The organism is Pseudomonas sp. 05N431 (assembly GCF_056397005.1).
The window spans coordinates 33463-45388 of sequence record NZ_JBFTMN010000005.1 but is presented as its reverse complement, the minus strand read 5'-3'; the positions used below and the strand labels follow the sequence as shown (position 1 = coordinate 45388).

Genomic DNA, 11926 nt, shown 5'->3' with positions numbered 1-11926 from the left:
ACTGCTCCTTAGAAGCTGTCTTGAGAAATCGCGAGCAAGTCTGGCGGTAATAGGCGCGGGGTAGGAGGCGCGATCTTGCGCCTCCCGTACCACCCGCGCGTTGCCTGGACTTCGCTGCCGATTTCCAAACACCTTCCTGAAACCTGTGTAACAGAATTTTATTACGCAGGCCCGGGCTAACGACAACCGGTCTGACCGGCAGCGTATTACTGCGATTTCCTGACTCGCAGGTACCACTCGGAGAGCAGTCGTACCTGTTTGTCGGTGTAGCCGCGCTCGACCATCCGTGTAACGAAGTCGTTGTGTTTCTGTTGGTCCTCTTTGCTGGCCTTGGCGTTGAAGCTGATAACCGGCAGCAGATCCTCGGTGTTCGAGAACATTTTCTTCTCGATGACCACCCGCAGCTTCTCGTAGCTGAGCCAGGTCGGATTCTTGCCGTTGTTGTTGGCCCGGGCACGCAGGACGAAGTTGACGATTTCGTTGCGGAAATCCTTCGGATTGCTGATGCCCGCCGGTTTCTCGATTTTCTCCAGCTCTTCGTTGAGGGCTACGCGGTTGAGGATCTCGCCGGTTTCCGGATCGCGGTATTCCTGATCCTGAATCCAGAAGTCCGCGTAGAGCACATAGCGGTCGAAGATGTTTTGCCCGTATTCGCTGTAGGACTCCAGGTAGGCGGTCTGGATTTCCTTGCCGATGAACTCGATATAACGCGGCGCCAGGTACTCTTTCAGGAAGCGCAGATAACGCTCGCGGGTTTCCGCCTGGAACTGTTCCTGTTCGATCTGTTGTTCCAGCACATAGAGCAGATGCACCGGGTTGGCGGCGATTTCATGCGGGTCGAAGTTGAAGACTTTCGACAGGATCTTGAAGGCAAACCGGGTCGAAAGGCCGTTCATGCCTTCGTCGACACCTGCGTTGTCGCGGTATTCCTGGATCGATTTGGCCTTCGGATCGGTGTCCTTGAGGTTTTCACCGTCATACACGCGCATTTTCGAGTAGATGTTCGAGTTTTCCGGCTCTTTGAGGCGCGAGAGCACAGTGAACTGAGCGAGCATCTTCAGGGTGTCGGGTGCGCAGTGGGCCTTGGCCAGGGAGCTGTTGAACAGCAGCTTGTCGTAGATCTTCACTTCGTCACTGACCCGCAGGCAGTACGGCACTTTGACGATGTAGATCCGGTCGATGAAGGCTTCGTTGTTCTTGTTGTTGCGGAAGGTGTGCCACTCCGATTCGTTGGAGTGCGCCAGCAGAATCCCGGTGAACGGAATCGCGCCCAGGCCTTCGGTACTGTTGTAGTTGCCTTCCTGGGTGGCGGTCAGCAATGGGTGCAGCACCTTGATCGGTGCCTTGAACATTTCGACGAATTCCATCAGGCCCTGGTTGGAGCGGCAAAGTGCACCCGAGTAGCTGTAGGCGTCGGCGTCGTTCTGCGGGAATTCTTCCAGCTTGCGAATATCGACCTTGCCCACCAGTGCCGAGATGTCCTGGTTGTTTTCGTCACCCGGTTCGGTCTTGGCCACGGCGATCTGGTTGAGGATCGACGGGTAGAGCTTGACCACCCGGAACTGGCTGATATCGCCACCGAATTCGGCCAGGCGTTTGGTTGCCCAAGGCGACATGATGGTGTTCAGGTAGCGCCGCGGAATGCCGAAATCCTCTTCGAGGATTGCACCATCTTCGGTGGCGTTGAACAGCCCCAGCGGAGACTCGAACACCGGAGAGCCCTTGATCGCATAGAAGGGCACTTTTTCGATCAGCTGTTTCAGCTTCTCGGCCAGGGATGACTTACCGCCACCGACGGGGCCGAGCAGGTAGAGGATCTGTTTCTTCTCTTCCAGGCCCTGAGCTGCGTGGCGGAAGTAGGAGACGATCTGGTCGATGCATTCTTCCATCCCGTGGAAGTCTTCAAAGGCCGGATACCGACGGATCACCTTGTTGGAAAAGATGCGCGACAGTCTCGAATTGGTCGAGGTGTCGAGCAGCTCCGGTTCGCCGATGGCCAACAGTAGTCGCTCAGCGGCGGACGCGTAAGCGCTGCGGTCCTTTTTGCACAGTTCGAGATACTCCTGCAGAGTGAGCTCTTCCTGCCGTGTGGACTCGAAGCGTTGTTGGAAGTGGCTAAAGATACTCATGACGTCACCTCGCTCGATACCTGGAGCCGACGTCGGATCAGTCAGTGGATGCTGGCAAGCAACTGAAAATGCAGTTGCCGTTACCCCCCAGAACACCTTCAAAGCTATCAACCCTGAAAGCTACTCCCGATGACCCGTGCGCCGGTGTACCGGCTCTCCCCTGTTTTGGATGGCCTGAGGCTAAGGATAGTTCGGAATCGGAAAGGTAAAGGGGCAATGCGTAGTTTTGTTATGACTACCGTTCGTCAGCCCACGGCAGACGTGGGCTTGAGCGGGTGAAAAAAATTATTCGGCAGTGCCTTGCGAAGTCTCTGAAGGATAAATCGTACGCCACAGCTCGAATCCGCCGTCCATGCTGTAGACGTCGGAAAAGCCCTGGCTGACCAGATACGCCGCGGCGCCCTGGCTGGAATTACCGTGATAGCAAACCACCACGGTCGGTGCATCGAGGTCGGCGGCGGTAATGAATGCGTGCAGGGAATGATTATCCAGATGCTTCGATCCGCTGATGTGCAGTGCGGCAAAGGTTGCCGGATCGCGGACATCGACCACTACCGCGCCTTGTTCGCGCAGGGCCTGGGCCTGTTCTGGGGGGATGCGTTTGAATTCGCTCATGGCGGGCTCCTGTGGCCTGGCTGAAAGCGCAGCCTAGCGCTTGGCGCTGGCTGACAATAGTTCGGGGGTAGTTGAGGTGACGTGCGGTCTGGTGTGGCCTTGGGTATCGCACTCACAATGCAGACGCTCGCCGGTGTCGACGTTCATCAAGGTCATCGAGCCGCCCCAGACGCAACCGGTGTCGAGGGCGAAGATGCCGGGTTCGTTACATTTACCTTCGAGCGCTGCCCAGTGCCCGAAAATGATTTTCTGGCCGCGGGTCTTGCGTTGCTGGTGTGAAAACCAGGGGGCGTAACCCGGTAGCGCGGTGCCGAGGCCTTCCTTGCTCTTGAGATCGAGCTTGCCGTCGCTGGTGCAGAAACGCATGCGGGTGAAGTAGTTGGTGATCACCCGCAGACGGATTACACCTTTAAGGTCGCTGTTCCATTTCGCCGGTTCATTGCCATACATGCCATCGAGGTAGGGTGCGATGCGGTTGTCGTCACGCAATGCCTCTTCGACTTCGGCTGCGCACTTCAAGGCTTTGCGCAGGGACCACTGCGGCGGTATGCCGGCATGGACCAGTGCAATGTCACGCTGTTCGTCGTAGTGCATGAGCTTTTGCTGGCGCAGCCACTCAAGCAGCTCTTTACAATCCGGGGCTTCGAGGATCTCGCGCAGAGTATCGGCTTTCTTCAGGCGCTCGATGTTGTAGCCGGCGGCCAGCAGGTGCAGGTCATGGTTACCCAGTACGCATACCAGTGATTCGCGGATGCTATAGAGGAAACGCAGGGTCTCCAGCGATTGCTGACCACGGTTGACCAGGTCGCCAACCAGCCACAGATGATCCTTGGCAGGGTCGAAGGCCACCCGCTTGAGCAGGCATTGCAGGGGTTCGAGGCAGCCTTGCAGGTCGCCGACGGCGTACGTCGCCATCAGTGCAAGGCTCCGGGCACCGCCAGGCGGAACGGCGCGATGATAGCGTCGAAGTGTTTACCGTCTTCGGCGAGCATTTGATAAGTCCCCTGCATGTTGCCAACGCGGGTAGTCATCACGGTGCCGCTGCTGTAGGTGTGGCTCTGGCCGACGCCGATCAGTGGTTGCTGGCCCACCACGCCTGCGCCGCGAACCTCTTCGACATGCCCGTCGCCATCGGTAATCACCCAGTGCCGAGAGAGCAACCTGGCCGGTAGCAGGCCGTTGTTCTGTACGGTAATGGTGTAGGCGAAGGCAAAGCGGTTCTGCTCGGGTTGCGATTGTTCTGCCAGATAGCGGGTGACGACGCTGACGTCGACCTGATAACGAGGATCGGACATGCAAGAGGCCTTAAAAGCAAAGCGGGACGCGGGGCGTAACTGATTGAGATCAGTCTAGGCCAAGTATCGGGTAGTAAACCAGACATGGGCGCTGGTGTCCTACCCGATAACGCTTCCGGCCTGTCAGATGTCGGCAGGTTGTTCGGCGACTTGTTCGCTGAGTTTGTCAGCCAGACGGACGAAGGCTGCCAGATCGAGCTGCTCCGGGCGCAGGCTGCCATCGACGCCGGCGGCTTCGATTTCGGCGTTGCTCAGCAGGGCCTTGAGGGTGTTGCGCAGGGTCTTGCGGCGCTGGTTGAAGGCTTCGCGAACGACGCGCTCCAGCAAACGATGGTCTTTGGCCGGGTGCGGCAGCACGGCGTGCGGCACCAGGCGGACGATCGCCGAGTCGACTTTCGGTGGTGGGTTGAACGCACCAGGGCCGACGTTGAACAGGTGTTCGACCCGGCAGTGGTACTGAACCATGATCGACAGACGGCCCCAATCGCCACCCCCAGGACCTGCCGCCAGACGCTCGACCACTTCCTTTTGCAGCATGAAGTGCATGTCGCGGATCAGGCCTGAGTTGTTCAGCAGGTGGAAGATCAGTGGCGTGGAGATGTTGTATGGCAGGTTGCCGACCACGCGCAGGCTATTAGGTGCGGCATTCAGGCTGTTGAAGTCGAACTTCAGCGCATCGCCCTGGTGCAGGTTGAAGTTGCTCTTGCCGGCGAATTGCTGGTTGAGGATCGGGATCAGGTCCTTGTCCAGTTCAACCACGTCCAGTTGGGCGCCGCTGTTGAGCAGGCCTTCGGTGAGCGCGCCCTGGCCTGGGCCTATTTCCAACAGGCGGTCTTCTGCCTTGGCATGAATGGAGCGCAGGATGCGGTCGATAACGCCAGCATCGTGCAGGAAGTTCTGGCCGAAACGCTTGCGCGCCCGGTGTTGGTAATGCTCGGTCATAAACGGGTCTCGGCCATCTGGTAGGCGGTTTCCAGGGCGACTTGCAGGCTGCCGGTGTCGATTTTTCCGCTGCCAGCCAGGTCCAGGGCAGTGCCGTGGTCGACTGAGGTGCGGATGATCGGCAAGCCGAGGGTCACGTTGACTGCCGCGCCGAAGCCTTTGTATTTCAGCACGGGCAGGCCCTGGTCGTGGTACATCGCCAGCACCGCGTCGCAGTGCTCCAGATATTTGGGGGTAAACAGAGTGTCGGCGGGCAGGGGACCACGCAGGTCCATGCCTTCCGCGCGCAGACGCTCCAGGGTTGGTTCAATGATGTCGATTTCTTCGTGGCCCAGGTGTCCGCCTTCGCCGGCATGCGGGTTGAGTCCGCAAACGAGGATGCGTGGCCGGGTGATGCCGAACTTTTGTTGCAGGTCGGTATGCAGAATCCGTGTGACCCGCTCCAGGCGCTCTGGGGTGATTGCATCGGCAATCTCCCGCAACGGCAGGTGCGTGGTAACCAGCGCGACCCGTAAGTCGCGAGTGGCGAGCATCATCACCACTTGGGGGGTGTGAGTCAGGTCTGCGAGGAACTCGGTGTGGCCGGAGAAGGCAATGCCCGACTCATTGATCACGCCTTTGTGCACAGGGGCGGTGATCATCCCGGCGAAGTGCCCGTCCAGGCAGCCTTGGCCTGCGCGGGTCAGGGTTTCCAGGACAAAGGCGGCATTGGCCTTGTCCAGTTGTCCGGCGGTAACCGGTGCGCTGAGCGGAGTATCCCAGACATACAGGCTGTTGGCCGGCGCAGGAACGTCCGGCCAGCTGTCCGGTGTTACCGGCAGCAAATCGACAACCACGCCCAGCTGCGCGGCCCGCTCAAGGAGCAGGTCGCGGCTGGTAATGGCAATCAGGGGATGTGGCTGGGCTTGCGAGGCGAGTAGCAGGCACAGGTCAGGACCTATGCCGGCCGGCTCGCCGGGTGTCAGCGCAAAACGCTTGGGGCTCACTTCGCCGCCTGGTCGACGCCAGGGAGCTTGATTTCAACGTAGGCTTCGTCACGGATCTGACGCAACCAGGTTTGCAGCTCTTCGTCGTATTTGCGGTTACGCAGTACGGTCATGGCCTGCTGTTCACGGGCCTGGGTGGTGCTGTCAGTGGCGCGGCGGCCAAGGACTTCCAGTACGTGCCAGCCATATTGAGTCTTGAACGGCTTGGACAGCTGACCTTGTTGGGTCTTGGCCATGACTTCGCGGAACTCTGGTACCAGCGCGTTCGGATCGATCCAGTTGAGGTCGCCGCCGTTAAGGGCAGAACCCGGGTCTTCCGAATAGCTTTTCGCCAGTTCAGCGAAGTCTTCGCCCGCTTCAATACGGGTGTAGAGCGATTGAGCCAGAGCCTTGGTTTTTTCTTCGTCGCGGATCGGGCTCGGTTTGACCAGAATGTGGCGAACGTGTACTTCGTCACGCACCTGAGTACCGCCACCACGTTTTTCCAGCACTTTCAGGATGATGAAGCCGCCTGGCGTACGTGCAGGTTGAGTGATTTCACCCACCGACATCGCGCTCAGCTCGCGGTCGAACGGAGGTGGCAGTTGAGCGGCTTTACGCCAGCCCATGTCGCCGCCTTCCAGTGCGTTGTCGCTCGCGGATTTGGCGATGGCCAGTTGAGAGAAGTCAGCACCCTGCTTGAGTTGCTGATAGATCTCCATGGCCTGACGCGCAGCATTCTGGATCGCTTGCGAATTGGCGCTTTCCGGGGTCGGGATCAGGATGTTGGCCAGGTGCAGTTCTTCAGAGAGTTGCACTTTACCGAGGTCGGAGGCGAGGAAGTTTTTCACTTCCTGCTCGGACACCTGAATTCGTTCAGCCACACGACGCTGACGAACACGGCTGATGATCATCTCGCGACGGATCTGGTCACGAGCGTCGTTGTAAGACAGGCCATCGCGAGTCAGTGCCGCACGGAACTGATCCACAGTCATGTTGTTGCGCTGGGCAATGGTGCCGACGGCCTGGTTCAGTTCTTCATCAGTGATGCGGATGCCGGAACGTTCGCCGATCTGCAGCTGCAGGTTTTCGACGATCAGGCGCTCGAGCACCTGTTGCTCCAACGCGCTGGCTGGCGGTGTGCCGCCGCCGCGCTTGGCGATGGTTTGTTGAACTTCATGAACCCGCTGGTCCAGCTGGCTCTGCATGACCACGTCGTTGTCGACGATAGCTACCACTTTGTCGATGGATTGTACCGCGGCGCTAGCCGCGGTACCCAGGAACAGCGCGCCCAGCATCAGCGGGCGCAGACAATCAGAAAGCTTGGTCTTCACGTTCACGATAACCTTGAATGCCTTTGTCGAGGAAGCTCTCTACCTTGGTGCCCATGACGCCACCGAGACCTTTCAGAACAATTTGGAGGAAGACGCCATGGTCGCCTTTTTCGTTTTGCGGGGCCGCTTGACTGAACTCGTCATACGACACCCAGTAACGGTTGATCAGGCGTAGTTTCCAGCAGCAGTTGTCGTACTCGAAACCACCAAAGGCTTCCAGGGTACGATTGCGGTTGTAGTCGTACTGCCAGCGGCTGATGGCATTCCATTGCGGCACGACTGGCCAGATCACCGAGAAGTCGTGCTGTTTGATCTTGTAGTAATCCTTCACGAAACCAGGTGTGCCCGGGGTGCCATAGTCTCCACCACCCACTGTCCACTTACCGGTGTTCTGGTCGTAACGAATCTGGTCATTGCGATAGCGATAACCGGCGTTGATGACCTTGTTCGGGTTGTCTTCAGGCTGGTAGTGGAACATCGCGCTGCCCGAGCGAGGGTGGCGGCTGTCCGGGTCCCAGTTGTAGTCGGCCGTGGTGCGCCAATCGCGGTTCCAGCGATATTCATACTCCAGGGCATATGGCGAAACGTTGGACTGCGCATCGGCACGGGTTGTTGCATCGATACCTGGCAGCTGTACTTTGCGGTCCTTGAAGTACACGGCCTGGCCCACGCTGATGCGTTGACGTTCGAAACCGTTGTCTTCGATCCAGCGGTTGGTCACGCCCAGCGACAGTTTGTTTTCGTCGCCGACACGGTCGGAGCCGGTAAAGCGGTTGTCGCGAAACAGCGAGGAATAGTTGAACGTAGTTTCGCTGGTGTCGAATACCGGGATGTTCTCCTGGTTTACCTCAGGGACATAGAGGTAATACAGGCGCGGTTCAAGAGTTTGGCGATAGTTTTTGCCAAACCATTGAGTGTTGCGATCGAAGTACAACCCGCTGTCGATACTGGCGATTGGCACGCTGCGATTCTGATTGCGGCCATACACACCACCAAGGTAATCGGTGCCTTGTGATGCTGCGAATTCCTGCCCCAGGACAATCTGTCGTTTGCCGGTGTTGTCGAGATCCAGGTCGTACTGGGTGTACTGATACTTGAGCGTTGGCTTCAGGAAACCATAGGTCCAGTTGAGCGGCAGGCTGACACTTGGTGCAAGGTTGAGACGGTCGCCAGTGGCGCGCGCCAGACCTTGAACGTTGTTGTCCAGGCGAGGTGTACCTACGGTGCCATCTGGGTTAAACGGTCCGCCGTCCTTGTCGAAGTAGTTACCTGTCTGCAGGCTCCGGTCAAACCGCACAGCCTCGGTTTCATACGCAAAGTTCAGGCCGCCAGGTTTCTGAGGCAGAACACCATTGAACAAGATCTGCGGCAGGCGATCATAAGGCGTGATGTTGGAAACCGACGCCAGTTGATAGGCCTGCACGTTGAGTACCGCAGTGTAGGTATCGCCACGGTAGCTGACTAAACCTTGCTGGTTCACAAAGTCGGGGGCGCTTTTTACACCCAGTTGACCGGTTTGCAGATCCTGGAAGTAGTACGGATCGCTGATCTTGGTGTAGTCGACTTGGGTGAATACCCGCGAATCAAGCCCGCCCTTGTGCTGCCAGTTGTACATGTAGCGGGTTTTTTCGGAGTCGGTCTGCAGGCTGCGATCGTTGGACTCGTCGTTGAGGTACGCGGCGCCGAACTGACCTTCGCTGGACTTGGTCAGATAGCGGAACTCGCCTTCCATCAACATGCCACGCTTGCTCATGTAGCGCGGATACAACGTGGCGTCGTAGTTCGGTGCCAGGTTGAAGTAGTACGGTGTTTCCAGCATGAAGCCGGTTTTGCTGCTGGTGCTGAAGCTTGGCGGCAGGAAGCCGGACTGGCGACGGTCATCGATCGGGAAATAGATATACGGTGTGTAGAACACCGGAATGTCCTTGACCCGCAGCGTCACGTTGGTCCCGGTACCGAAGCCGGTCGCCGGGTTCAAGGTGATGTTGTTGCCCTTGAGCTGCCAGGCGTTGCTGTTCGGTTCGCACGTGGTGTACGTACCATCCTTGAGGCGGATGATCGCGTTCTCGGCGCGTTTCGCATACAGCGCGCTGCCGCGGACACGGGATTTGTGCATCACGTATTCGGCGTTGTCGACCTGGGCTTCACCGGTGTCGAGCTGTACGTCAGCGTGGTCGCCGACGATTAGGGCTCCGTTATCGCGCAGGCGAACGTTACCGCTCAGCTCGCCACGGTTTTCGGCTTGATGGAGGCTGGCCTCATCGGCCTCGACCTGCATGCTGCCCTGGCGCATGACCACGTCACCGGCAAGGGTCGCCACCTGTTCTTCCTGCTGGTAGCGGGAAGCTTTGGCGCCGATAAAGGTCGGGGCGTCACTTTTATTCGTCGTGTCATTCATGCCAGGACGAATCGGTTCGATATAGGAACCAGAGCAATAAGGACCTGTTTCAGCCAATTGCGCAGCGGTGAGCTTGTCACGCGGGACCCAGTCGAGGTGACTGTAGTCGGCGCTACGCGACTTCAGGGCGCGGCCCTTGGCTTCGGTGACCAGCACAGGCTTGGCGGTTTCGCCACCTGCAGTGCTGCTCTCGGCCGTTGACTCGTTGCCCGAACTGACCGCGCTGCCTTCATGTACAGGGCGCGGTGGTAATTGGGCTGCGTTGGCTTTTGGCGCGCAGTCCCAGGCACCCGAAGCAGAGACTGAGCAGTCATACTGTTCCGCGGCGACCACGAACGAAGTGGCTAGAGGTTGCAGGGCCAGCAAACTGCCGGTGACCAACAACGGAAATTTTTTACGAAACGCGGGGGATTTCAATGCCATCTTATTAGTCCGGGCTTCCTGCGTGCCATCTGCCCGCGGTGTGGGCCGCACGCCTCTCGATGGTCTGAAAAAGATGCTGGATAATAAAGCATGACCCGCTTGACGGCTAGCGCCGTCGGAGACCCTTGTAATGCCTGACCAAGATGTACGCTTGCAACACCTGAAAGTTTGGCTCGATGAGCAATTGGCAACGCTGTTTGCCGCGCAAGGATGGGGCGCCGTGCCCCCGGCCACGTTGACCGCGGCCAGCAGCGACGCGAGTTTCCGCCGTTACTTCCGTTGGGAAGGTGAGGGTAGAAGCTTCGTCGTGATGGATGCTCCGCCGCCCCAGGAAAACTGTAAACCGTTTGTGGATATCGCCTTTTTGCTGGCGAAATCCGGAATTAATGTGCCGAAAATCTACGCACAAGACCTTGAACGCGGTTTTCTTTTGCTCAATGACCTGGGCAACAAAACCTATCTGGACGTGATCGACAGCGAAAATGCCGACGATTTGTTCAGGGACGCCTTGCAAGCGTTGCTGGCTTTTCAGCAGTTGCCGATGGATGCGCCACTGCCCAGCTATGACGTGGCACTGTTGCGCCGCGAGCTGGAACTGTTCCCCGAGTGGTACGTGAAGCGCGAGCTGGGCATCGAGTTCGATTCGGCGCAGCAAATGCTCTGGCAACAAGTCAGCGACAAGCTGATCGACAGTGCTCTGGCCCAGCCCAAAGTGCTGGTGCATCGCGACTACATGCCACGCAACCTGATGCTCAGCGAGCCTAACCCCGGTGTGCTGGACTTCCAGGACGCGGTGTATGGCCCGGTAACTTACGACGTGACGTGCCTGTTCAAGGACGCCTTCCTCAGCTGGCCCGAGGAGCGTGTGCTCGGTTGGCTGGCGGACTACTGGCAGCAAGCGGCTGCGCTCGGCATTCCGGTTCAACCCGATTTCGAAGACTTCCTGCGTGCCAGCGACCTGATGGGTGTGCAGCGTCATCTGAAAGTGATCGGTATTTTCGCCCGCATCTGCCACCGCGATGGCAAGCCGCGCTACCTCGGCGATGTGCCGCGCTTCTTTGCCTATATAGAAGCAGTGGTCGCTCGTCGTCCTGAGTTGGTGGAGCTGGATGTATTGCTGGCCAGTCTGCGCCAGTCGGTTGGAGTGACTGCATGAAGGCAATGATTCTGGCGGCCGGTAAAGGCGAGCGCATGCGCCCGTTGACCCTGACCACACCCAAGCCGCTGGTGCGCGTTGGCGGGGTGCCGCTGATCGAGTACCACCTGCGGGCGTTGGCGGCGGCAGGTTTCAGCGAGGTGGTGATCAATCACGCCTGGCTGGGACAGCAGATCGAAGATTACCTGGGCGATGGATCGCGTTATGGCCTGAGTATCCAGTACTCGCCGGAAGGTGAGCCGCTGGAGACGGGTGGCGGGATCTTCCGCGCCTTGCCGCTCTTGGGGGATGACGCTTTTGTGGTGGTCAACGGTGATATCTGGACCGATTACGACTTCACTTCTCTGCGGCAACCAATAGCGGGCCTGGCCCACCTGGTGCTTGCCGATAACCCGGCGCACCACCCGAGCGGTGATTTCAGCCTGGTCGACGGCCAGGTGCGGGACGGCCAGCCAGGTGCGCAAACGCTTACCTACAGTGGCATTGCGGTGCTGCATCCGAAGCTCTTCGCGGCATGCGCGGATGGTGCCTTCAAGCTGGCCCCGCTGTTGCGCGATGCCATGGCGCAAGGGCAGGTGAGCGGCGAGCGCCTGCTGGGACATTGGGTAGATGTCGGCACTCACGAACGTCTGGCCGAAGTTGAACACTTGATAGAAGCGAGCTACTGAC

At 58.7% G+C, this 11926-nt stretch carries 10 protein-coding genes; 2 read left to right on the top strand and 8 right to left on the bottom strand.

Going from position 1 to position 11926, the window contains the following annotated elements; all coding sequences use genetic code 11:
• Positions 1-206: 206 nt before the first annotated feature.
• The 8 genes from AC1DIG_RS10975 to AC1DIG_RS10940 form a co-directional block, all read right to left on the bottom strand.
• Positions 207-2129 (bottom strand): PrkA family serine protein kinase, encoded by a 1923-nt coding sequence (locus AC1DIG_RS10975; RefSeq protein WP_019693927.1) that lies wholly within the window; start codon positions 2127-2129, stop codon positions 207-209.
• A 285-nt stretch (positions 2130-2414) separates the two neighbouring features.
• Positions 2415-2744: a thiosulfate sulfurtransferase GlpE gene (glpE, locus tag AC1DIG_RS10970; protein WP_427533037.1), complete on the bottom strand. Its 330-nt coding sequence runs from the start codon at positions 2742-2744 to the stop codon at positions 2415-2417.
• Positions 2745-2777: 33 nt separating this feature from the next.
• On the bottom strand, positions 2778-3659 hold the full coding sequence (locus AC1DIG_RS10965; protein ID WP_477767327.1) for a symmetrical bis(5'-nucleosyl)-tetraphosphatase: 882 nt from the start codon (positions 3657-3659) through the stop codon (positions 2778-2780).
• Entirely contained in the window at positions 3659-4039 is a 381-nt protein-coding gene (gene apaG / locus AC1DIG_RS10960; protein ID WP_427544839.1) for a Co2+/Mg2+ efflux protein ApaG, read from the bottom strand. Before apaG ends, AC1DIG_RS10965 begins: the two co-directional genes overlap by 1 nt.
• 123 nt (positions 4040-4162) lie before the next feature.
• Positions 4163-4981, bottom strand: coding sequence for a 16S rRNA (adenine(1518)-N(6)/adenine(1519)-N(6))-dimethyltransferase RsmA (gene rsmA / locus AC1DIG_RS10955; RefSeq protein WP_477767326.1), 819 nt, complete (start codon positions 4979-4981; stop codon positions 4163-4165).
• Positions 4978-5967 (bottom strand): 4-hydroxythreonine-4-phosphate dehydrogenase PdxA, encoded by a 990-nt coding sequence (pdxA, locus tag AC1DIG_RS10950; protein ID WP_477767325.1) that lies wholly within the window; start codon positions 5965-5967, stop codon positions 4978-4980. The genes rsmA and pdxA overlap by 4 nt, the downstream gene beginning before the upstream one ends.
• Positions 5964-7286: a peptidylprolyl isomerase SurA gene (gene surA, locus AC1DIG_RS10945; RefSeq protein WP_477767324.1), complete on the bottom strand. Its 1323-nt coding sequence runs from the start codon at positions 7284-7286 to the stop codon at positions 5964-5966. The genes pdxA and surA overlap by 4 nt, the downstream gene beginning before the upstream one ends.
• Positions 7261-10101, bottom strand: coding sequence for an LPS-assembly protein LptD (locus AC1DIG_RS10940; protein WP_477767323.1), 2841 nt, complete (start codon positions 10099-10101; stop codon positions 7261-7263). The genes surA and AC1DIG_RS10940 overlap by 26 nt, the downstream gene beginning before the upstream one ends.
• 130 nt (positions 10102-10231) lie before the next feature.
• Between AC1DIG_RS10940 and AC1DIG_RS10935 the strand changes: the two genes are divergently transcribed.
• Positions 10232-11257, top strand: coding sequence for an aminoglycoside phosphotransferase family protein (locus AC1DIG_RS10935; protein WP_477767322.1), 1026 nt, complete (start codon positions 10232-10234; stop codon positions 11255-11257).
• Positions 11254-11925 (top strand): N-acetylmuramate alpha-1-phosphate uridylyltransferase MurU, encoded by a 672-nt coding sequence (gene murU, locus AC1DIG_RS10930; RefSeq protein ID WP_477767321.1) that lies wholly within the window; start codon positions 11254-11256, stop codon positions 11923-11925. The genes AC1DIG_RS10935 and murU overlap by 4 nt, the downstream gene beginning before the upstream one ends.
• Position 11926 lies beyond the last annotated feature (1 nt).

Excerpts from the sequence above, each read along its gene's own strand:
- AC1DIG_RS10975 (WP_019693927.1), bottom strand. The coding sequence starts at position 2,129 with ATGAGTATCTTTAGCCACTTCCAACAACGCTTCGAGTCCACACGGCAG.
- glpE (WP_427533037.1), bottom strand. The coding sequence starts at position 2,744 with ATGAGCGAATTCAAACGCATCCCCCCAGAACAGGCCCAGGCCCTGCGC.
- AC1DIG_RS10965 (WP_477767327.1), bottom strand. The coding sequence starts at position 3,659 with ATGGCGACGTACGCCGTCGGCGACCTGCAAGGCTGCCTCGAACCCCTG.
- apaG (WP_427544839.1), bottom strand. The coding sequence starts at position 4,039 with ATGTCCGATCCTCGTTATCAGGTCGACGTCAGCGTCGTCACCCGCTAT.
- rsmA (WP_477767326.1), bottom strand. The coding sequence starts at position 4,981 with ATGACCGAGCATTACCAACACCGGGCGCGCAAGCGTTTCGGCCAGAAC.
- AC1DIG_RS10940 (WP_477767323.1), bottom strand. The coding sequence starts at position 10,101 with ATGGCATTGAAATCCCCCGCGTTTCGTAAAAAATTTCCGTTGTTGGTC.
- AC1DIG_RS10935 (WP_477767322.1), top strand. The coding sequence starts at position 10,232 with ATGCCTGACCAAGATGTACGCTTGCAACACCTGAAAGTTTGGCTCGAT.
- murU (WP_477767321.1), top strand. The coding sequence starts at position 11,254 with ATGAAGGCAATGATTCTGGCGGCCGGTAAAGGCGAGCGCATGCGCCCG.